The sequence below is a fragment of the Rhodopseudomonas telluris genome, assembly GCF_042432815.1.
GTDB classification, from domain to species: Bacteria; Pseudomonadota; Alphaproteobacteria; order Rhizobiales; family Xanthobacteraceae; genus Rhodopseudomonas; species Rhodopseudomonas telluris.
Map to the genome: position 1 here is coordinate 194,551 of NZ_JBHLWM010000001.1, position 21,667 is coordinate 216,217.

The 21,667-nt window shown below is 66.7% G+C and carries 19 protein-coding genes; 9 read left to right on the top strand and 10 right to left on the bottom strand.

Going from position 1 to position 21,667, the window contains the following annotated elements; all coding sequences use genetic code 11:
- Nucleotides 1–6: 6 nt before the first annotated feature.
- From ACFFJ6_RS00920 to ACFFJ6_RS00935, 4 genes are read right to left on the bottom strand one after another with little or no spacing between them, the layout of a single operon-like run.
- Nucleotides 7–768 carry an SDR family NAD(P)-dependent oxidoreductase gene (locus tag ACFFJ6_RS00920; protein ID WP_378383398.1) on the bottom strand — a complete coding sequence of 254 codons (762 nt, stop codon included), beginning with the start codon at nt 766–768 and terminating at the stop codon, nt 7–9.
- On the bottom strand, nt 765–1,286 hold the full coding sequence (locus tag ACFFJ6_RS00925; RefSeq protein ID WP_378383401.1) for an aromatic-ring-hydroxylating dioxygenase subunit beta: 522 nt from the start codon (nt 1,284–1,286) through the stop codon (nt 765–767). The genes ACFFJ6_RS00920 and ACFFJ6_RS00925 overlap by 4 nt, the downstream gene beginning before the upstream one ends.
- A gap of 2 nt (nt 1,287–1,288) precedes the next feature.
- Nucleotides 1,289–2,560, bottom strand: coding sequence for an aromatic ring-hydroxylating oxygenase subunit alpha (locus ACFFJ6_RS00930; RefSeq protein ID WP_378383403.1), 1,272 nt, complete (start codon nt 2,558–2,560; stop codon nt 1,289–1,291).
- Between the two features lie 52 nt (nt 2,561–2,612).
- On the bottom strand, nt 2,613–3,773 hold the full coding sequence (locus ACFFJ6_RS00935; RefSeq protein ID WP_378383406.1) for an acyl-CoA dehydrogenase family protein: 1,161 nt from the start codon (nt 3,771–3,773) through the stop codon (nt 2,613–2,615).
- A 642-nt stretch (nt 3,774–4,415) separates the two neighbouring features.
- On the opposite strand from ACFFJ6_RS00935, the gene ACFFJ6_RS00940 reads away from it, so the two are divergent.
- From ACFFJ6_RS00940 to ACFFJ6_RS00970, 7 genes are all read left to right on the top strand, one after another.
- Complete coding sequence (locus ACFFJ6_RS00940) at nt 4,416–4,892, top strand: MarR family winged helix-turn-helix transcriptional regulator (RefSeq protein WP_378383408.1); 477 nt, start codon at nt 4,416–4,418, stop codon at nt 4,890–4,892.
- 308 nt (nt 4,893–5,200) lie between these two features.
- Complete coding sequence (locus ACFFJ6_RS00945; RefSeq protein ID WP_378383411.1) at nt 5,201–6,346, top strand: ABC transporter substrate-binding protein; 1,146 nt, start codon at nt 5,201–5,203, stop codon at nt 6,344–6,346.
- 117 nt (nt 6,347–6,463) lie between these two features.
- Nucleotides 6,464–9,328, top strand: coding sequence for an ABC transporter permease subunit (locus tag ACFFJ6_RS00950; RefSeq protein ID WP_378383413.1), 2,865 nt, complete (start codon nt 6,464–6,466; stop codon nt 9,326–9,328).
- On the top strand, nt 9,325–10,089 hold the full coding sequence (locus tag ACFFJ6_RS00955; protein ID WP_378383415.1) for an ABC transporter ATP-binding protein: 765 nt from the start codon (nt 9,325–9,327) through the stop codon (nt 10,087–10,089). The genes ACFFJ6_RS00950 and ACFFJ6_RS00955 overlap by 4 nt, the downstream gene beginning before the upstream one ends.
- A gap of 66 nt (nt 10,090–10,155) precedes the next feature.
- Nucleotides 10,156–10,908, top strand: coding sequence for a class II aldolase/adducin family protein (locus tag ACFFJ6_RS00960; RefSeq protein ID WP_378383418.1), 753 nt, complete (start codon nt 10,156–10,158; stop codon nt 10,906–10,908).
- Between the two features lie 47 nt (nt 10,909–10,955).
- Nucleotides 10,956–11,927, top strand: a complete 972-nt coding sequence (locus ACFFJ6_RS00965; protein ID WP_378383420.1) for a ketopantoate reductase family protein — start codon at nt 10,956–10,958, stop codon at nt 11,925–11,927.
- Nucleotides 11,928–12,093: 166 nt separating this feature from the next.
- On the top strand, nt 12,094–12,234 hold the full coding sequence (locus ACFFJ6_RS00970) for a hypothetical protein (RefSeq protein ID WP_378383422.1): 141 nt from the start codon (nt 12,094–12,096) through the stop codon (nt 12,232–12,234).
- A gap of 67 nt (nt 12,235–12,301) precedes the next feature.
- On the opposite strand, the gene ACFFJ6_RS00975 is transcribed toward ACFFJ6_RS00970, so the two are convergent.
- Both ACFFJ6_RS00975 and ACFFJ6_RS00980 read right to left on the bottom strand, forming a co-directional pair.
- On the bottom strand, nt 12,302–12,694 hold the full coding sequence (locus ACFFJ6_RS00975) for a hypothetical protein (RefSeq protein ID WP_378383424.1): 393 nt from the start codon (nt 12,692–12,694) through the stop codon (nt 12,302–12,304).
- 239 nt (nt 12,695–12,933) lie between these two features.
- Nucleotides 12,934–13,458 (bottom strand): hypothetical protein, encoded by a 525-nt coding sequence (locus tag ACFFJ6_RS00980; protein WP_378383427.1) that lies wholly within the window; start codon nt 13,456–13,458, stop codon nt 12,934–12,936.
- Nucleotides 13,459–13,942: 484 nt separating this feature from the next.
- On the opposite strand from ACFFJ6_RS00980, the gene ACFFJ6_RS00985 reads away from it, so the two are divergent.
- On the top strand, nt 13,943–15,559 hold the full coding sequence (locus ACFFJ6_RS00985) for an alpha-amylase family glycosyl hydrolase (protein WP_378383429.1): 1,617 nt from the start codon (nt 13,943–13,945) through the stop codon (nt 15,557–15,559).
- 293 nt (nt 15,560–15,852) lie between these two features.
- Here the strand turns inward: ACFFJ6_RS00985 and ACFFJ6_RS00990 are convergent, their stop codons facing one another.
- From ACFFJ6_RS00990 to ACFFJ6_RS01005, 4 genes are all read right to left on the bottom strand, one after another.
- Complete coding sequence (locus ACFFJ6_RS00990; protein WP_378383432.1) at nt 15,853–17,160, bottom strand: TadE/TadG family type IV pilus assembly protein; 1,308 nt, start codon at nt 17,158–17,160, stop codon at nt 15,853–15,855.
- 143 nt (nt 17,161–17,303) lie between these two features.
- The gene (locus tag ACFFJ6_RS00995) at nt 17,304–18,995 is read right to left on the bottom strand and encodes an alpha-amylase family protein (RefSeq protein WP_378383434.1); all 1,692 of its coding nucleotides are present in this window, start codon (nt 18,993–18,995) and stop codon (nt 17,304–17,306) included.
- A 140-nt stretch (nt 18,996–19,135) separates the two neighbouring features.
- Complete coding sequence (locus ACFFJ6_RS01000; protein ID WP_378383437.1) at nt 19,136–19,489, bottom strand: PRC-barrel domain-containing protein; 354 nt, start codon at nt 19,487–19,489, stop codon at nt 19,136–19,138.
- 387 nt (nt 19,490–19,876) lie between these two features.
- On the bottom strand, nt 19,877–20,536 hold the full coding sequence (locus ACFFJ6_RS01005) for a DNA-3-methyladenine glycosylase family protein (protein ID WP_378383439.1): 660 nt from the start codon (nt 20,534–20,536) through the stop codon (nt 19,877–19,879).
- A gap of 148 nt (nt 20,537–20,684) precedes the next feature.
- Here ACFFJ6_RS01005 and gluQRS point away from each other — a divergent pair, with 148 nt between their 5' ends.
- Entirely contained in the window at nt 20,685–21,566 is an 882-nt protein-coding gene (gluQRS, locus tag ACFFJ6_RS01010) for a tRNA glutamyl-Q(34) synthetase GluQRS (protein WP_378383441.1), read from the top strand.
- The last annotated feature ends 101 nt before the right edge of the window (nt 21,567–21,667 follow it).

Genomic DNA, 21,667 nt, shown 5'->3' on the forward strand with positions numbered 1-21,667 from the left:
CCGCCCTCATCGCATGAACAGCCCGCCGTTGACGTCCCAGGTCGCGCCGGAGACGAAACCGGATTCGGGAGAGGCGAGCTGCAGCACGATCTGCGCCACGAAGGCGGGATCGCCGATGTCGCCGACCGGAATGTTCGCCTTGAACTCGGCGAAGCGTTCGGCCGGCACGGTCTTGTGGACGATCGGCAGATCGAGCGGTCCGGGCGCGATCGCGTTGACGGTGACGCCCGACTTGCCGAGATCGCGCGCGAACACCTTGGTCAGCGTGACGATGCCGCCTTTCGACGCTGCGTAGTGCGCGCCGGTGGCGGTGCCGCCGTTCTGGCCGGCGAGCGACGCCATGTTGACGATGCGGCCGTGGCCGGCGTCGCGGAAGTAAGCGCCGAACACCTGGCAGCCGAGGAAGGTGCCGCGCAGATTGACGGCGATCACCTCGTCGAACTCTTCGGGCGAGATCTCCATCACCGGTCGGGCGACGGTGACGGCGGCGTTGTTGACCAGCACATGCGCGGCGTTCCAGCGCGCCAGGATCGCCGCCAGCGCGGCGTCGAAGTCGCTCTTGCGGCGAACGTCGAGCTTGAGTGCGAGCGCGGTCGCGCCGCTGGCATCCAGCCGCGCCGCGACCGCCTTGGCGGCCGCCTCGTCGATATCGCCGATCGCCACCCGGTAGCCGGCACCGTGCAGCGCGCCGGCGATGATCTCGCCGAGGCCGCCGCCACCGCCGGTGACGAGCGCGACGCGGCCGCCGTTTGTCGCCGCAGCGTTCATAGGATGTAGCCGATGCCGCCGAGCGCCTCGGTGGAGTTGATCAGCCAGATCACCTTGCGGCGGATCTTCAGGCCGGACTCGCCGCGCACCAGTTCGAACACCACGTCGCCGGTGTAGGTCCGCTCGCGGCCGCGGCGGAATTCGGTGATGATCTGCGCGCAGCGCAGCTCGCACGAGGCCGCGTCGGACTTCAGCAGCCGGAAGCGCGACAGCGAGCGTACCGTGCGGGCCACCGGCGAGGCCGAAACCGACTGGCCGCTGAGCAGTCGGTCGACGCGCTTCTTGCGCATCTCGTGGTCGTCATAGGCGTAGTTCACGGCGTTCTCGAAGTCGGTGACGCCGGGTTCGATCGGCACGATGTAGCGGGCGTCGTCGGTCCACAGCGCCAGCCACTCCTCATAGACGGCATGGTCGAGCAGATCGGCCTCAATCCAGGCGAATTCCATCGCCTCGGCGAGCGTGATGGTCGATGCGGTCGTCGCGGGAATTGTCGTCGTCATGTTGATGGGCATGTTCATGGTCAGACCGTCATCATCCGCTTCCACTGATCATAGGCGGCGCGCATGCCGGTTTCGGCGCTGACGTCGCTGCGGTGCCTTCCGTCCGGCAGGCTGTCCTCCTTGTTGAGGCCGCGATGGAGCATGATCCACATGTCCTCGCCGCCCTTGGCGCCGTGCTGGACGCGGTCCCACACTTCGGCGTCGTCGGGGCTGCCGAAGCCCATCGGGCCCTGGAAGAATTCGTGCAGGCGGATGCGGGCGCGGTTGGCCGCCGCGGGGCCGCCGTCCATGCCGATCGCGATGTGGCGGATCTCAGTCTCGTTGACCGAGATCGGCTGCAGCACGCGGAAGAACGCCATCGAGCAGGCGAGGTTGGGGAACAGATTGATGTTGAAGCCCGAGCCGCCGACGGCGCGGACGATGCGGCGGACGTCCGTGTCGGAGTAGCCTTCGGCCGCGAGCTCCTTGGCGAGGTCGGCGAATTTCTCCGGGATCGGCGCTTCGAGATTGTCGTCGAGGTCGATCAGTTCGGGGATCATCACCATCACACTGTGGCCGTTGCCGAGATCTTCGACGAAGCCGCCATTGTTCAGCATGTCGAGCTGCTGCTCGGTTTCTTTATCGACCGCGGTGAGGAAGGATTTGTGCACCAGCGGGAAGTGATAGGCGTCGGTGGTGTTCTCGAGCTGGATCTTCCAATTGCCGGGAAAGCGGAATTTGTGCTCGCCCAGCGTCTTCACCGGATAGCCGCCGCCCTGTTTCATGAACAGGTCGATCCACTTCTTGGCCGGGCCGAGGAAGTCGGCGAGCGGCTCGATGTCGTCGCGGAAGGTCGCGAACAACAGGCCGTTGTATTCCTCGACGCGCAGCGACTTCAGCGACAGCTTGCTGCGGTCGATCTGCTCCTCGTTGTAGCCGTTCTCATACGGCACGCCGCGCAATTTGCCGTCCAGCGAGTAGCCCCAGCCGTGATACGGGCAGACGAAGCTCGAGGTCTTGCCTTTGCGGACTTCACACAGCGTCGCGGCGCGATGACGGCAGCGATTGAGATGGACGTGAACCTCGCCCTTGCGGTCGCGCACCACGATCACCGGCTCGAGGCCGACCTGCGCCATTTTGAAGTCGCCGTTGTTCGGGATCTCGCTGACATGCGCGACCCAGACCCAGGTGTTGTGGAAGATCTTGGTCATCTCGGCTTCGAAGATCGCCGGGTCGGTGTAGAGCGGCGTGCGGACGCGATCCTGGCGGATCAATTCGTCCGGATTGCTGGTGAGCTCCGCGAGGCTGGTCATCGGTCAGGTCCTTGTCGCTGGGAAATCGGCGGAAGCGGATGGAAGCGCGGGATCATGGGAAGCCGGGCACCGAGGGCAGGCCAAGCAGCACGCGGCCGGCGCTCTGCAGCGTGCCTTCGTTGAGGAAAGCGTGCTGCGCCACCACGAAGCTGTCGGTCAGCGCGCGGGCGAGCGGGTGGCCCTGATAGATCGAAGTGGTGCCGGTGAGTTCGGTCGCCATCCGCGCCACGGTGGCGCCGGTCTTGGCCGCATGGCTGGCGGCGAGCCGCAGCACCGTGGTGGTTTCGACCGAAGGTTTGTCGCCGGCACGGACGATGTCCCAGACCTCGTCGGTCGCCTCGTAGAAGAAGGCGCGGGCGGAGCGCAGTTCGGCTTCGGCCTTCGCGACCGCGACCTGCACATAGCCGCGATCGGCGAGCTTCGGCGCGCCGGTGATCGACACGCGGCCGCCGGCCATCTCGATCACGTCGTCGAGCGCGGCGCGGGCGACGCCGAGACCGACCACCGCCAGCACCTGCGCGGCGAGGCCGAGCGACGGGTAGCGATAGATGTCGGCATCGACCGAGGCGGCGCCGCCGCGGATCAGCGTCCATTCTTCCGGCACGACCACATCCTTGACCACGAGATCGTGGCTGCCGGTGCCTTCGAGGCCGATCACGTTCCAGTTCGGGCGGATCTCGACCTTGTCGGCCGGCATCACCGCGACCCGCGGCAGGCCGCCGGAACTGTCACCTTCGACCTGAATGCCGACGCCGATCAGCGAGGCGCCGGTCGAGCCGCTGCCGAACTTCCAGGTGCCGTTGACCAGGAAACCATCGGCCGTGCGCTTGGCCGGCTGCAGCGGGAACAGGCCGCCGGCGAACACCACGTCGGGGCCGTTCGCATAGAGCTTGCGCAGCGTCGGCTCGGGCAGCGCGGCGAGATAGGTCGCCGCGGCGCCGAAGCTCGCGACCCATCCGGTCGAGCCGTCGGCCTGCGAAATCTTTTCGATCATCCGGCAGAAGTCAGCCGGGCTCTTCTCGTCGCCGCCGAACATCCGGGCCACCATCGCCCGGTAGATGCCGGCCTTGCGCAGCCGTTCGATGATGTCCTGCGAAACGTGCTGCTGCGCGCCGAATTCGGCGCGGCGGGCCCGGATGTCGGCGACCAGCGCGTCGAAATCCTCGATCGGCGCGGCCGGCTTCAGGTGGATCACGCTGGCGACGTCGGTCATGGTGTCCTCTTTGCGGTTGGCGCTGGCGTCCGCGCTGCGAGGAGTTCGATGCTGCGAACCGCGCATCGACGACCTCGCTACCTGCAAAAGACAATCATGAACTACTCGAACATTCCAGTGAATTATCGAGCGTCCGCGCATCAATTTCGGGCGTTTGCCTGCACGCGCCGTACTCATCCTGCGAACCGGACAGGCAATCGGGCGATGCTGCGGCGCACGCTGCACGCCGCGCGCAGCGCTAGAGCTGCCCGTTGATGGATCGAAGCGATGTCGCTCTCCACAGGCACTGAGTCCTCATCCTGAGGAGCCCGGCGAAGCCGGGCGTCTCGAAGGATGGGCCGCGCGGGACTCGCCGCCCATGGTTCGAGACGGCGCTTCGCGCCTCCTCACCATGAGGTGGTGCTTGTGGCTAGGCCATCTTTGCCAGCTCTGATCCTATCAGAGGCAGAACTGCGTGTAGCTCACGATGGCAGGAACCGTTCGGCATTCCTCGCAATATGTCGTGCCGGAGCGTCTGGAATAATTGTCGATGGGCCCGGCGAGATATTGTCATTTTCCACAATCTCGGGAAGTGTCGTGGCGGTGCAGCGAGCGGCGCTGCATCGCACGAGACGTGACCGATCGATGAGTCAGGACGGACAGATGCAGAGCAAGACCGACGGCATGAAGCGGCGAATCCGGGCCGATGACAGCCGGTTTCTCTCCAACCGCTCGCCGTTCTTTCACAATGTGCGGATGCTGGCGCGCTATTCGGCGCGGATGAACGCGATCCTCAAGCCTGCCGGCCTCGACGTGCCGAAGTGGCGGGTGCTGATGCTGCTGGTCGAGGGGCGGCCCATCACCGTGTCGCAGATCGCCGACGAGGCGGTGGTCAATATTTCCACCATGGCCAAGATCATCAACCGGATGACCGACGACGGCTTGGTGACGGTCCGGACCTCCAGCACCGACGCGCGTTCGACCGAAGTGTTCATCACCGCAGCGGGCGAGCAGGTGCTCGACGTGGTGCGGGACAAGGTCGCGTATCTGTTCAAGGAAGCGCTGCGCGGGCTGACCAAGGCCGAGGTGCAGCTTCTCAATACGCTGTCGGTCAAGATCTACGACAACCTGTCGCCATAGCCCGCTGACGCCTGCAAGCCACGGAAATCCCGATCGTTTCCGGCTGCCCGTCGGCGCGGAGCGGTACCCCGTGGGTGCGTCGATCGCAGGCGATTTGACTGCGAAAGCAGCAAATCGTCGCGAGATATTGTGCAGCGCGCCGTTATAAGTTGCTTGATTGTTCGCTGGAATATTTCACTAATTGGACCCGTCATGCAGACGGGAATTAGTCGCGTTAAAACCCTCTGCAGATCACCGCGCCTGACCCGAGCGGCCGCAGCCGCGAAGCCGGTGGCGGCCCCGCAACGACGGATCGGAAGAGGGACCTCATGCACACATTCAAGGCGTTCGCGGCCGCGGCGATCCTGACCGCACTGGCCGGCCCGGCGATGGCCCAGGTCAAGGTCGGCGTCATCGCGTCGTCGACCGGGCCGATTTCGGTGGTCGGCCTGCAGCAGAAGAACACGGTGGCGCTGCTGCCGAAGAAGATCGGCGACGTCACCGTCGACTACATCTACATGGATGATAACAGCGACCCGACGCAGGCGACCAAGAACGTCCAGAAGTTCCTGATCGAGGACAAGGTCGACGCCATCATCGGCCCGTCCGGCTCGCCCAACGCGGTCGCAGTGCTGCCGTTCATCGCCGACGCCCAGACCGTGATGCTGGCGCCGGTCGGCTCCACCGCGGTGGTGCTGCCGATGGACGACAAGAAGAAGTGGGTGTTCAAGACCACCCAGAACGACAACCTCGTCATGGACGCGCTGGTCGCGCACATGAAGTCAAACGGCGTCAAGACAGTTGCCTTCATCGGCACCAACGATCCGCTCGGCGCCAACTTCGCCAAGGCGTTCAAGTCGGTGATCGAGAAGGAGGGCATCAAGCTGGTCGCCGAGGAGACCTTCGGCCGCTCCGACACGTCGGTGGCCGGCCAGGCGCTGAAGATCCTGTCGGCCGCGCCGGACGCCGTGCTGGTCGGCGCCGCCGGCGCCACCACGGTGCTGCCGGAAGTGACGCTGGTGGATCAGGGCTACAAGGGCAAGATCTACCAGACCCACGGCGCCGCGACGCCGGAATTCCTCAAGCTGGGCGGCAAGAAGGTCGAGGGCACCATCCTGGCCGCGAGCCCGATGCTGGTGCAGGCGCAGGTCGGCGACGACGTGCCGTCCAAGGCTTCGGGCCAGGCCTATATCGATGCCTATACCAAGGTGTACGGCGTCGCGCCCGGCACTTTCGGCGCCAACGTCTGGGATGCGGGCCTGCTGCTCGAGCGCACCGTGCCGATCGCCGCCGCCAAGGCCAAGCCCGGCACGCCGGAATTCCGCGCCGCGCTGCGCGACGCGCTGGAGAACGTCAAGGAGCTGACCGGCGCGCAGGGCGTCTACAACATGACCCCCGCCGATCACTCCGGCTTCGACAAGCGCAGCATCGTCACCATCACGGTGAAGGACGGCGCCTGGCAGCTGCTGAAGTAACAGCCGCCTCGCCGCGGATCGCCTCACGCGGTCCGCGGTGAGCTCAATCAGACCCGCGCTTCGCTCGACCACCGCACGGCAGACGGCGCAACGTTCGCGTCGCCCGAAAGGATCTTCGTGAATCTCGTCGTCGCTCTGTTTCTGGCTCAGGACGGCATCGCCAATGGCGTGGTGTACGCGCTGCTGGCGGTGGCGATCGTGGTGCTGTTCTCGGTCACCCGCATCACCTTCGTGCCGCAGGGCGAGTTCGTCTCCTACGGGGCGCTGACCTTCGTCACCATGCAGGACGGCCAGCGGCCGGGCACGATCCCGCTGCTCGGCCTGTTGATCGCGCTGCACGTCGTGCTCGACCTCGTCGGCGGCTGGCGCAAGCAGCGGCTGGCCACGCTGCTGCTGTCGAGCCTGCGCAGCGTTGCCAGCGCACTGATCGTGCTGGCGCTGGCCTATGCGGCGACCAGCTTCGACCTGCCGCTGCTGCTGAAGGCCGTGGTGGCGATCGCGGTGATCACCGCCGCCGGCCCGCTGCTGTATCGCATCGTCTATCAGCCGCTCGCCGACGCGTCGGTGCTGGTGCTGCTGATCGTCTCGGTGGCGCTGCATTTCGTCATGACCGGGCTGGCGCTGTACATCTTCGGGCCGAGCGGCCAGCGCTCGGCGCCGCTGCTCGACGTTACGTTTCCAGTAATGGGCGTGCCGATCGCCGGGCAGACGCTGCTGATCCTCGGCGTCACCGTGGTGGTGATCGCCGCGCTGTACTTCGCCTCGCAACACACGCTCTACGGCAAGGCTATGCAGGCGGTCGCGTTGAACCGCACCGGCGCGCGGCTGATGGGGATCTCGACCTCGCTGGCCGGGCGCACCTCGTTCCTGGTCGCCGCCTTCATCGGCGCGCTGGCCGGCGTGCTGATCTCGCCCACCACCACGATCCTGTACGACACCGGCTTCCTGCTCGGCCTCAAGGGGTTTGTCGGCGCGATTCTCGGCGGCTTGGCCAGCTATCCGATCTCGGCGCTCGGCGCGCTGCTGATCGGCCTGCTCGAGAGCTACTCGTCGTTCTTCGCCTCGACCTACAAGGAAGTCATCGTCTTCAGCCTGATCATTCCGATCCTGTTGGTGCAGACGCTGCGCCAGCACCGCATCAAGGAAGACGACGACCACGGCGCCGAGCCGCTGCCGGCGCCGGCTAATCTCTCGCCGCAGGCGCTGCAGCTTCGCCGCCGGATCAAGGCCGGCCTCGGCATCGCCTTCGTGCTCGCCGTCGCGGCCGCGCCGGTTCTGATCTCGGACTACGAGATCGCGCTGCTGAACTATGTCGGCCTCGCCGCCATCGTGGTGCTCGGCCTGGTGCTGCTCACCGGCGTCGCGGGGCTGACCTCGTTCGCGCAGGCCGCCTATGTGGGCATCGGCGCCTACATCACCGGCTACGTCTCCTCGACCTACGGCCTGTCGCCATGGCTGACGCTGCCGCTGGCGCTCGCGGTCGCCTTCGTGCTGGCGCTGTTCGGCTCGCTGATCACCGCGCGGCTGTCGGGCCACTATCTGCCGCTGGCGACGCTGTCGCTCGCGGTGGTCGCCTATTATCTGTTCGCCGCGCTGCCGCAGACCGGCGGGCAGGCCGGCATGACCAACATCCCGCCGCTGACCATCGCGGGCTGGGCGGTCCACAGCCCGAAGGCCTGGTACATCGGCATCTGGGGCGCGCTGCTGCTGCTGCAACTGGCGATGACAAATCTGCTCGACTCCCGCCCCGGCCGCGCCATCCGGGCGCTGAAGTCCGGCACCATCATGGCCGAGAGCCTCGGCGTCGACACCTGGCGGGCGAAGATCGCCGCCTTCGTCATCGCCTGTCTGCTCGCGGCGCTGGCCGGCTGGATCTACGCGCATTATCAGCGCTTCCTCAATCCGTCGCCGTTCTCCTTCAATCAGGGCATCGAATATCTGTTCATGGCGGTGATCGGCGGCGCCGGCTCGATCGGCGGCGCGCTGGTCGGCTCCGGCATCGTGGTGCTGACCAATCAGTGGCTGCAGACCAATCTGCCGCTGCTGATCGGCATGCAGGGCGATTTCCAGGTGATCATCTTCGGCATCGTGGCGATGGCGATGCTGCAGCTGCTGCCGCGCGGCATCTGGCCTGCGCTGCTCGATCTCACCGGGATGCGGCTGCCGAAGGCGTGGTCGATGTCCAAGGACACCGCGCCGCTGCCGGCGCGCGACAAGCCGCAGCCGGGCGCAACCGTGCTGGCGGTGCGCGGCGTCTCCAAGAATTTCGGCGCGATCGCCGCCAATCGCGACATCAGCCTCGATGCCAGGGCCGGCGAGATCCTGGCGCTGATCGGTCCGAACGGCGCCGGCAAGAGCACGCTGTTCGACCTGATCTCCGGCGTGCAGCGACCGTCGAGCGGCACCGTGCATTTCCTCGGCCGCGAGAGCAGCTACTTCCCGCGCACGCTGTCCCGCGACGGCATGGGCCGCACCTTCCAGCACGTCCGCATCATTCCCGAGATGACCGTGCTGGAGAACACCGCGCTCGGCGCCCACGCCCGTGTCGATACCTCGTTCGCCTCCGCGGCGCTGCGGCTCGATCGTCCGACCGAGGCGCGGCTGATCGGCGAGGCGCTGCGCCAGCTCGCCCGCGTCGGGCTGGAGAGCGGTGCGACGCAGACCGCCGGCAGCCTCTCGCTCGGCCAGCAGCGCGTACTCGAGATCGCCCGCGCGCTCGCCTCCGATCCGTGCCTGCTGCTGCTGGACGAACCCGCCGCCGGCCTGCGCCATCTCGAAAAGCAGGCGCTGGCGCGGCTGCTGAAGCAGCTCAAGGCCGAGGGCATCGCGGTGATCGTGGTCGAGCACGACATGGACTTCGTCATGAACCTCGCCGATCGCATCGTCGTCATGCAGTTCGGCCAGAAGCTCGCCGAAGGCACGCCGTGCGAGATCCAGCGCAACCCGGCCGTGATCGAGGCCTATCTCGGAGGCGCCGAATGACCGCGACGACGAGCGACGTTCTGCTGCGGGCCGACGGCATCAACATCGGCTACGGCCGCGTCGACGTCGTGCACGGCGTCAGCCTCAATGTCCGCCGCGGCCAGATCATCGCCATCATCGGCCCCAACGGCGCCGGCAAGACCACGCTGCTCAGCGGCCTGATGGGGCTGCTGCCGGTCAAGGGCGCGCTGACGTTCTTCGGCGAGACCGCCGCCGAGCAGCCGAGCGTCGAGGCGCTGGTCGGGCGCGGCGTCACGCTGATCCCGGAGACGCGCGAATTGTTCGGGCCGATGAGCGTCGAGGACAATCTGCGGCTCGGCGGCTTCGCCCGCTATCAACAGGGCCACCGCGATCTCGAGGCCGGGCTAGAAGAGGTCTACGCGCTGATGCCGCGGCTGCGCGAGCGCAAGGCGCAGGCGGCCAAGACGCTGTCGGGCGGCGAGCGCCAGATGCTGGCGATGGGCCGGGCGCTGATGTCGAAGCCGCAACTGTTGCTGCTCGACGAGCCCAGCCTCGGCCTCGCGCCGCTGATCACCCGCGACATTCTCAAGACGGTGGCGAGCCTGCGCGACCTCGGCATGTCGTGTCTCCTCGTCGAGCAGAACGCCAAGGCGGCGCTGCGCATCGCCGACTACGCTTACGTGATGGAATCCGGCGCCTTCGTGCTGGAAGGCCCGGCCGCCGAGATCGCGGCCAATCCGGACGTCATCGCCAGTTATCTGGGCGTGCGCACCGCCGCGGCGGCGGACCACCACGCCTGACACGCGGCCCGCCGAAGCGTCGCTCCGGCGGGGACGGTCTTCGTAGCAACCAGGAGCACCACGCTCATGAACGCCCATGCCTCGATGAATCACATGACCGAAGCCCAGCTCCGCACCGAGCTGGCGCTGTGCTATCGGCTGATCGATTTCTTCGGCTGGACCGAGATGATCTTCAACCACGTCTCGGTGCGGCTGCCCGGCGCCGAGAAGCGCTACCTCGTCAATCCGTTCGGCCTCAACTACAACGAGGTGACGCCCGACAATCTGCTCACCGTCGACGTCTCCGGCGAGCTGATCGGCACCTCCAACTACAAGCCGAACCCGGCCGGCTTCGCGCTGCACGGCGCGATCCATTCGGCGCGCGAGGATCTGCACTGCGTGCTGCACGCCCACACCACGCCGATGTCGGCGGTGGCGCAGAAGCAGGGCGGCCTCAGCCACGACAGCTTCTACGGCGCGCAGCTCACCGGCCGCGTCGGCTATCACACCTTCGAGGGCATCACGCTGTACGACGACGAGCGCGAGCGCATGCTGGCCAGCCTCGGGCAGGGCGACGTGCTGATCCTGCGCAACCATGGCGTCGCGGTCGGCGCGCCGGACATTCCGCGCGCCTTCATGCTGCTGTGGACGGTGCAGCGTGCCTGCGAGATCCAGTGCGCCGCGGGCGGCATTCCCGGTCCCGACACGCCGCTGCCGGATCACGTCAAGCAGCAATGCGTCGACAGCTCGCGCGATCTGATCGCCGAAAGCAGCTTCGCGCGGCTGTTCTTCGACGCCGCGGTGCGCCGCATGACCAAGGCGCAGGGGCCGGCGTTCTGAACGCCATGAGCGGCGGGGCGCAAGGCACGGGCGCCATCGGGGCATCGGTGGCGCCCGCTCGCCTGAAACTCTGTGTGGTCGGCGCCGGCGCGATCGGCACCGCGCTGGCTGTGCGGCTGGCAGCCGGCGGCCACGAGGTCGCGGTGCTGGCGCGCGGCGCGCGGCAGACTTTCATCGCGACGCACGGCCTGACCCTGCGCGACGGCGACCGCGATTTCGCCTTCCGGCCGGCTTTGGCCGATCTCGCGGATCTATCGGCCTATGATCTGGTGATCGTCGCGGTGAAGGCCGGCGCGTTGCCGGCGCTGCTGCCGCGGCTGGCGCCGGCGATGCGGCCGGACGCGTTGCTGATGCCGGCCATCAACGGCCTGCCGTGGTGGTACGCGCTCGGCGAACGGGCGCCGCTCGGCGACCGGCCGATCGCCGCGGTCGATCCGGACGGCGCGCTGCTGCCCCTGTTCGAGCCGGAGCGGCTGATCGGCTGCGTGGTCTACAGCCGGGTGACGATGCTGGGCAGCGGTCACGTCATCGTCAGCGGCCGGCAGGAGCTGCAGCTCGGCGCCGTCGGCGGCGATCCGCCGCTCGCCGCGCTCGCGGCGCAATTCTCCGACACCGGCATCGCCGTCAGGGTCGATCCGGATATCCGCCGCGCCGTCTGGCGCAAGCTGATCCGCAACGCCGCCACCAATGTGGTCACCGCGCTGACCGGCGCGACGCTGGAGCAGCTCGGCCATGATGCCGAGACCATCCGCCTGGTCACCGACATCGCGCTGGAAGTCTCGAACCTCGCCGCGCGCGTCGGCCGGGCCGTCGATCCGGAGATCGAAGAACTGCTCGCCGTGCTGCGCAGCGCCGGCCCGTTCGCGACCTCGATGCTGCAGGACGTCCGCCACGGCCGCGAGCCCGAACTCGGCGCCATCGCGCAGGCGCCCCTGGAGCTGGCCGAACTGGTCGGCCAACCGATGCCGACGCTGCGGGCGGTGGCGACGCTGTTGCGGCTGCACGTCCGCGCCCGCTGACGGCGACTGCTAACTGGCTCTCGCTCCCCGTGCTTCAGCCCGAGCTCCGCCGCGAACGCATCGCTGTCCTCTAAAGACGGAGGACGGAGTTGATCGGCGTCAACGTCGCTCTCCCGACGCAGCGCGATGCTGCTGCTACTGCATCTCGTGCAGGGGGGATCCGATCATGATGAATTTCGACATGCTGCTGATTGCAGCCGGGGCGCTGTCCACCGTTGTGATCCTGTTTGGTGTAGTGATCATGAGCGACCATGAGGCCGAGCATCAGCACGCCCGGGCGGCATTCCCGCCGCGCCGGCCGGACTAATCGGCCGGCCCGTCCAGGCGGGCGAGGGTGATCGCCCGCATCGCCCGCCGAGGCTTGGTTGCTCAGCTTAGCGGCGGCTGACTTCGCCGAGATCCCGCTTGATGGTTTCAAGCAGCGACGCCAGCATCTCGTTGCGCTGCGGCGGAGTGGGTTCGGCCTCCGGCCTGTTGCGCTGCAGCGGTGCGGAGCTCGGCACCGGCAGCGTGGGACGTCGCTCGGCCAGCACCGGCTTCTCCCTGGCGAACATATCCGGAGCGGGCTCCGGCCGCGCCACACGCGGCCGGCGTGGCAGTTCGGGCGGAAGCTCCCGATCTGGCTCAAGCGTTTCGCTGCCCGCGGCGCCCGGCGTCGGCGTCACGAATGAGCCGTACAGCACATCCTCGTGCCGCCCCACCAGCCACATCGTCATCCAATAGATCGCGGCCAGCGCGATGATGCAGAGAATGCCGAGCTCAAGCATCGCCGGCCTCCGCCGCGCCGCGCGCGCGGCGATGCGTCAGCCCGCTACCTGTTAGCAGCGGTGCCCGATCAGCGCGTTGAGTAAGACTAATTTGCATCCTCAGCCCTCGGGAACCGATTGATTCCGGAAGGCCGTGCGGCGCGCAAGTGGAATCTGGAACCCGCCAGCGGGCGCGCGCAAACAAAAGCGCCGGGCGAGGGCCCGGCGCTGATGATCAGTTCAGGATTGCGCGAATGAGTTCAGCGGCCGAGTAGCACCGGCAGGCCGAGCATCGAGGAGAACGGCGCCGGGTCGTTGATCAGCTTGGCCGAACCGTTCTGATTAGCAGCAAGCTGCGAGAACGGCTTCTGATTCGAGGACAGCGACGACCACGGCTTCTGGCTCGACGCCAGCGACGAGAACGGCTTCTGCGAAGCCGACAGCAGCGGGCCGAACATCGACGACAGGAAGAAGTTCGAGCTGGTCAGCTCCGGGAAGATGCCGCCCAGCGTGGTGCGCGAGTCGGTCAGCCGCGGTGCGCCGGTGAGGTTGGCGGACGAGCCCAGCGAGCCGCTGGCGTAGCTCGGCGTCGCCTTCGACGGGCCGTGGCGATTGAGGATGGCTTCGGCCTGGGCCCCCTTGCCGAACGGCGGGTCGACACTTACCAAAGTACCGTTGGTGCCATTCGTGATGAGTTCGGCGTTGTCGAACGAGGCTGCCTTCAGCTCGGCGACAGCCGCCTGAGCCTTCTTCGCGTCGTCATATGCTTTTACAATTTGCGTCATGCTTACCTTCCTCGATCGTGATGGGTGGGCAAAAGAATCTCAGTATTCACCGACAATTCGACGGCCGTGACCCGGTTCCCAATCTCGCACATTTTCGCGTTGCGGCAAGCTAATTTAGGCATTCGCGTACCGGTGACAACGCGTCGCACAAGACTAAGTAAGCGTCGCGTGAATGCGCTTGCTCAGGATCAATCTGCAGCCGGATTTAATTACCTCGTCCCTCGCTTGCCGGTAACGTGATGTTGGAAGTGCCGACGCGAGTCGGCGGCTCCGCCATCGATCCCAGCCGCCGGCTTTGCCTTTTGCTGATGAGTGTCGCTCGCGGAAACGCCTAGCCGATCGCGCGGCGTAATTCTGTCCGGTGTCGCCCGGACAGAGGTTCATGCCGCCGACGCATCCCTGTGCCATGAGGCGAAATCAGCCGCCGCCGGAACAAGGCGGCCAGCCGGGCTTTGTGTGACGCACAACAAGAAAAGGAAAGCCGATGGAGAGCGTGTCGAGCCCGTCCTGGTGGGCCAGCGGGGTGCTGTACCAGATCTATCCGCGCTCGTTTCAGGACTCCAACGCCGACGGCATCGGCGACCTCCCCGGCATCATCGACCGGCTCGACCACCTCTCCGACCTCGGCGTGGACGCGCTGTGGCTGTCGCCGATCTTCCCGTCGCCGATGGCCGATTTCGGCTACGACGTCGCCGATTATGTCGGGATCGATCCGATCTTCGGCACCATGGCGGATTTCGACGCGCTGGTGCTGACCGCCCATGCGCGCGGCCTCAAGGTGATCCTCGACCTGGTGCCGAACCATTCGTCGGAGCAGCATCCGTGGTTCGTCGAAAGCCGGTCGTCGCGCGACAACCCCAAGCGCGACTGGTATCTGTGGCGCGATCCGGCGCCGGACGGCGGCCCGCCCAACAACTGGCTCTCGGAATTCGGCGGCAGCGCCTGGGAGTTCGATGCGGCCACCGGGCAGTATTATTACCACGCGTTTCTGAAGCAGCAGCCGGACCTCAATTGGCGCAACCCGGCGGTTCGCGCCGCGATCTACGACGCGATGCGGGCCTGGCTGCGCAAGGGCGTCGATGGCTTCCGCGTCGATGTGATCTGGCACCTGATCAAGGACGACCAGTTTCGCGACAATCCGCCCAACCCCGACTTCGCCCCCGGCATGCCGCCGCACGCGGCGCTGCAGCCGGTGCATTCGACCGACCAGCTCGAAACCCTCGACGTCGTCGCCGAGATGCGCGCCGTGCTGGAGGAGTTCGATGATCGCCTGCTGATCGGCGAGATCTATCTGCCGATCGAACGGCTGGTCGCCTATTACGGCAAGGAGCTGAAGGGCGCGCAGCTGCCGTTCAATTTCGCGCTGCTGTCGACGCCGTGGCGCGCGCGGGAGATCGCCGCGCTGATCGACCGCTACGAGCGGGCGCTGCCGGTCGGCGCCTGGCCGAACTGGGTGCTGGGCAATCACGACCGGCCGCGGGTGGCGAGCCGGGTCGGCGAGGCGCAGGCCCGAGTCGCCGCGATGCTGCTGCTGACGCTGCGCGGTACGCCGACGATGTATTACGGCGACGAGATCGGCATGCCGCAGGTGCCGATCGCGCCCGCGGACGTGCAGGACCCGTTCGAGAAGAACGTGCCGGGCATCGGGGTCGGCCGCGACGGCTGCCGCACGCCGATGCAGTGGGATGCGTCGCCGCACGCCGGCTTCACCGAGGGCAGGCCGTGGCTGCCGCTGGCGGCCGACGCCGCGCAGGACAACGTCGCCAATCTGCGCGCCGACGGCCAGTCGATCCTCAACCTCTATCGCGCGCTGCTGCGGCTGCGCCGCGCCTCTCCGCAGCTCACCCGCGGCGACTATCTGCCGCTCGCGGCCGAAGGCGAATTGCTGCTGTATCGCCGGCAGCATGATGGCCGCTCGCTGCTGATCGCGCTCAATCTCGGCGACGAGCCGATCTCGGCCGCGTCCGAGGCGTTCGGCCTGGACGGCGAGGTGCTGCTGTCGACCCTGATGGACCGCACCGGCGAGCGCATCGGCGCCACGCTAGACCTGCGCGGCAACGAGGGCGTGATCATCGGCCCGGCCCCCGAGCCGGTGGTGTAGCCAAGGTGGAGGATCACCCTCCCCTGGAGGGGGAGGGTCGCTCGCGCAGCGAGCGGGGTGGGGTGGCGAAGAGTTCATCCGCCGTGCCCGCGTCTCACCCCGCCCCGGCGGGCACCGCGCTCCGCGCGCTACCCGCCGACCCTCCCCCTCAAGGGGAGGGTCGAGGCACAAGCTGATGGTGAGGGGCGCGCGCCGTCTCGACCCATGCGCCGCCGGCAATGTGTCTCCTCGTCCTTCGAGATGTCCGGCTTTGCCGGGCCCTCAGGGTGAGGCGCCACTGTTCGTGACGCGCGTCAGCTGCTCAGGCGCGCCTTGGCGACGGCTTTCTTGAACAGCGCGTCCATCGCGGAGGAGATGCCCTGGGTCGGGCTGACCTCGAAGTAAAAGCCCGGCGACGCGCAGCTCTGCATATTTGCGGCGATCTGGCTGTTGGTCGACGGGCCGTAGGGGCCCGGATTGAACGGCGCGATGTAGTCCATGTACCACTGGTTGGTCGGCAGCGCCAAATAGGTGGTGTAGAGCACGGCGATCTGGATTCCGCGGTTCTTCATCGCGGTGCATTGCGCCGTGGTCAACGGCTCCTGGCAGCGGCCGTTGCCCAGCGGCGTCCGCGAGCAGGTCGACGGATAGTTCGCGTCGGCAACGCCGTCGGACACGAAGAACAGCCATTTTTGCGGATTGTCGGAGGTGCCGGCGCCCGGCGTCGGGATCGTGCTGTTCATCGCCGCCAGCGTGTTGTCGAAGTCGGTGCACTGGTCGTTGTTGTAGTTCTGCTTCGGGATCGTCATCAGATCGATCGCGGCGGCGGACGATTGCACGCTCGACATGCTCGAGGTGAGGCTCGAAATCGTGGTCAGGCCCAGCGACGAACAGGAGCTGCCGAAGGTGTAGACCGCCATGCGAAACTGGTTGCTCACCGCGGAGATCGCGGTCGCGGTGCTGGTGAGCTGCTGCACCGCCTGGCGCACGACGTCGATCCGCATCGTCACGCCGAGCTTCTTGGCGAGATTGTAGTAGTTGTTCGAATTCGACATGTCGTGACAGGCGAAGGCGCACTTGTCCGAGGTGTTGTTGACCATCGTGGAGATGTCGGAGGTGGTCGCGGCCACGCCCATCGACGGCGAATTGTCGAGCAGCAGATAGAAGTCCTGGTAGATCGGCATCGACACCGTGGAGGTCGATTTGTCGCTGACCGTCAGGGTCGGAAAGCCGACCAGGTTGAGAAAGTTGGTCGAAATCGTGCTGGAGAAGCTCGAGGTGGCGCTGCGCTTGCCGTTGCTGTCCGCCACGGTCAGGTTGACGGTCGCGGTCAGCCCGTAGGCGCCGACCGTGGCGTTGAAGAATTTGAGGGCGTCCGCCTGGGCGTCCGCGGCCGACCTGTTGATTTCGGAGTTGCTGACCGCCAGCAGCACCGCTGCGTCCTGCGCGGATTCCAGCTTGGTGCGGATGCGGTTGGCGGTCGAATAGTCGATCGCCGCGCCGACAAATCCCAGCATCGGCAGCAGGGAGATCGCGAAGATCACCGCAATGTTGCCGGAGCGGTCGCTGGCAAAGCGACGAAGCAAGCGAGTTGCACGGATGTCTGCGAACAACCTCTGCATGGACGGCCTCGATCCCGCGCCCCGCGCGCGTCGAGACCGGACTTTGACCGGATGGAACTAAAGCTATGTAAAAACCGTCGAAGAAACTCCGGCCGATCGTCAACGAGGTGAACAAATATCCTGCCGAGGGGCCTCAGTCTGGCTCAGCCCGGATGGCCATCCTGGACATGGTCGATGTCGCTGCGCTTCAGCAAGTAGTCCAGGCCGCCGGCCCGGTACCATCGGTAACCATAAGCCTCGAGCATGATGGTGTGGCGGCCGTTCGCGCCGGCCGTGGAGTGATCGTCGCCCAGCAGATCGATCAGCCGCGCGCCGGCGTCGCCCGCCAGGCCGGTCGCGAACGAGACTTCGTGCGGCCGTTCGTCGAGATTGTGCAGAAACAGCACCGAATTGCCGCGCCAGTCGTAGCGCACGATCAGCACGGCGGGATTGCGCGCGGAGATCACCTTGAAGTCGCCCCAGCCGATTTCCGGCACTTCCTTGCGCATCCGGATGATGCGCTCGGTCCAGTTCAGCATCGATTCAGGATCGCGCCGCTGCTGAGCGACGTTGACGTGCTGATAACCATATGGCCCGTGGTCGATCACTGGTACGTCGGGGCGTTCGCTTTTGGTGAAACCGCCATGCGGCTCGGTCGACCATTGCATCGGCGTGCGGGCGCAGCCGCGCTCCGGCAGCTTGAGGTCGTCCCCCATGGCGATCTCGTCGCCATAGCGCAGCACGGGCGTGCCGGGCAGGGTGAACATCAGGCTGTAGGCGAGGCGCAACCGCCGCGCGTCGCCGCCGAGCATCGGCGCCAGCCGGCGGCGGATGCCGCGGTCGTACAGCTGCATCGACTTGTCGGGACCGAACTTGTCGAACACCGTCTTGCGCTGCGGCTTGGTCAGGCGGCCGAGGTCGAGCTCGTCGTGGTTGCGCAGGAACAGTCCCCACTGCGCCGTCGCCGGCCGCGGCTTGGTGTCGGCGAGCGCCTTGGCGAGCGGCCGCGTATCGGCGGAGGCCAGCGCGTAGAACAGATGCTGATTGACGTGGAAGTTGAACATCATCTGCATCCGGTCGCCGTCGTCGCCGAAATACTCGAAATCGTCCTCGGGCAGCACGTTGGCTTCGGCCAGGATGATCGAGTCGCCCTTGCGCCACTGCAGGAATTCCCGGAACGTCCGCAGCATGTCGAACTGCTCGACCGGCTTGCGCACCTTCGGCCCCTTGGTGGCGATGACGAACGGCACCGCATCCATCCGGAAGCCCGACACGCCGAGCTGGATCCAGAATCCCATGATCTTCAAGATCTCGGCCTGGACGTGCGGATTCGCGGTGTTGAGGTCGGGCTGGAATTCGAAGAAGCGGTGGAAGTACCAGGCCTTCGCCTGCTTATCGTGCGTCCAAGTCGTCTTCTGCACGCCGGGAAACACCATGCCCTGATCGGCGTGGGGCGGCTGTTTGTCGGACCACACGTACCAGTCGCGGTAAGGCGAATCCTTGTCGGCGCGCGCCGCCTTGAACCACGGGTGCTGATCGGAGGTGTGATTGACCACGAGGTCGATGATCACCCGGATGCCGCGCTGCTTGCAGCCATGGGTGAATTCGACGAAATCGCCGAGCGTGCCGTAGCGCGGATCGACGCTGTAGTAATCGGAAATGTCGTAGCCGTCGTCCCGGCCGGGCGACGGCTGGAACGGCATCAGCCAGATCGCCGTGACGCCGAGCCCCGCCAGATAATCCAGCCGGCGCAGCAGCCCGCGAAAATCGCCGACGCCGTCGCCATTCGCGTCCATATAGGTCGCGACCGACAGGCAGTAGATCACGCCGTTCTTGTACCAGAGATCGTCGATCATCGTCGGGCGGGACAGTAAGAGGGAAGGTCAAGAGGACAGGTGGGCAAAGTGAAGCGTGCCCACCTGAGTTGCTCTTGCCGAAGTGGCCGCGCAGGATGGGCACGGCGCTGTCGCGCCTTTGCCCATCCTTCGGAGGCGTCCTACGTCAGTGCGACGCCGTAATAATCATCGACCTTGCGGGCGCCCTTCCAGTCGTATTCGTCGTCGCGGGCATAGTGCGGCGCGTTCTGCAGCTGGTCGTTGGTGATCATCGTCTGGTAGCCGCCGAGCTCGACATTGTACTTCAGCGACGGCCAGGGCAGCGGGTAGTGGTCGTCGCCGATGCCGAGGAATCCGCCGAAGCTGAGCACCGCATACGACACCTTGCCGCTCATCTTCTCGATCATCACCCGTTCGATGCTGCCGATCTTTTCGCCGTCGGCGCCGTACACCGCCGTGCCTTGCACCTTGTCGCTGCCGATGAGGCTGACGGTCTCGTCTGCTTCCGCTGTCATTGTGGTTACTCCCTGTGAGCCGGAACAACCACGAGACGACACGCCCGTTCCGTTCTCTCGGCGATCGGCACGATCGGCCGCAGACGGGGCTTTGCAAAAGGCAGAATCATTCCTATCTTGAAGCTTCCTGAAACAACGAAAGGAGGTGATCCAGTGTCTCACTCGAAACGCTGTCACCTCGTTGGGGCCGCCCGCTGATTTGACCTGACAAGGTCGACTCGGCCAGGGCGCCCCGGCGCCTGGGAACCAGCGAGTTACGAGGGGCGCGCCGGCGGACTCCGCCGGTGCGCCTTGTCGTTTTTCGCGTAGTTCGAATTCTCTGTAGCCGCGATGGAGCGTAGCGCAATCGCGGATCCCAGCCCCGCATTCCGCTTCGCTGCATGCGGGCTACGAGGCCGTCTTCCCGGCGATCACGCCCTCCCGCTTCTTCACCGCGTGATAATAGGCCCACCACAGATGCGCCGCGGCGCCGCGCAGCGGGCGCCAGGGTTCGGCGAGCGGCGCCATCTGCTTCACGGTCGGCCGCGCCGGCAGGCCGAGTCCGATCCGCATCGCCTCCTGCACGGCGAGATCGCCGGCCGGCCAGGCGTCGCCGTGGCCGAGGCAGAACAACAGATAGATGTCCGCGGTCCACGGCCCGATGCCGTGCAGCGCGGTCAGCGTGGCGTGCGCCACGTCGGCGTCCTCATTGGCGAGGACGTCGAGATTGAGGCGTTCGGCGTGCAGCTCCTTGGCGAGCGCCTTCAGCGTCTTGATCTTGGCGGCGGACAGGCCGAGCCGCCCGAGCCGGTCGGTGCGGGCGCGTTTGATCGCGGCGTGGTCGAACGGATCGTAGGCCTCGCTGACCCGCGCCCAGATCGCCGCCGCGCTCGCCACCGACAATTGCTGGCCGCAGACGATCGCGGCCAGCCCCTTGAAGCCGGGATCGCGCCGCCGCAGCGCCGGCATGCCGGCCGTCTTCAGCACCGGCCGCAGCCGCGGGTCCTGCTTCACCAGCGTGGTGATCGCGGCTTGGAGGTCGGCCTGGGTGTCGAGATGGATGGTCATGGCTCGTGGTCGCCTTGTGGTGATGGGCGGCTGCATGCGCCGAGACCGTCATGCCCGGGCTTGACCCGGGCATCCATCCGCGATCGTAAGATAAATCGTCTACGCGATGGATTGCCGGATCAAGCCCGGCAATGACGCCGGGGTTTCGATGCCGCCACCCGTTTTCCGATTCGCCCCGAGCCCGAACGGCTATCTGCATCTCGGCCACGCCTATTCGGCGCTGCTGAACGCCGATCTGGCGCGGGCTGGCGGCGGGCGGTTGCTGCTGCGGATCGAGGACATCGACACCACCCGCTGCCGGCCGGACTACGAAGCGGCGATCTATCAGGATCTGGCCTGGCTCGGCATCGCCTGGGAGCCGGAGGTCCGTCGCCAGTCCGATCACCTCGATCTCTATCGCGACGCTGTCGCGCAACTCACCGCGCGTGGCCTGGTCTACCCGGCGTTCGAAAGCCGCGCCGAGATCGCCCGCCTGGTCGCCGCCCGGGATGCGGTCGCGCCCTGGCGGCGCGATCCCGACGGCGCGCCGCTTTATCCCGGCAGCGGCAAGACGCTCAGCGCGGCCGAACGGGCGAAGCTGATCGCATCCGGCACGCCCTATGCGCTGCGGCTCGATATGGACGCCGCGCGCGCGCTCGTCGGCGAACTGAGCTGGTCCGAACGCGGCGAGGGGCCCGCCGGCGAGACCGGCACGGTCGCGGCGCGGCCCGACGCTTGGGGCGACGTCGTCATCGCCCGCAAGGAGACGCCGACCAGCTATCACCTCTCGGTCGTGATCGACGATGCGCTGCAGGGCGTCACCGAGGTGGTCCGCGGCGCCGACCTGTTCTGGGCGACCAGCGTGCACCGCCTGCTGCAGGTTCTGCTCGATTTACCGACGCCGGTATATCGACACCATCGACTGTTGCGCGATGCCGAGGGCCGCAAACTGTCGAAGTCGTCCGCGGCCACCGGACTGCGCGAGTTGCGAGCGGCTGGCGTCTCGCCGCAACAGATTCGCAGCATGGTCGGGCTGGCGCCCGCTGGCTGAGCTTGCCCCAGGTTTGCCGCATGGTTCGCGGCGGGGGAATTTCGTTTTCCCGATGACTCCGTTAACGACGCCATGGCATGGTGCCGGGCGTTGGGGTGGGG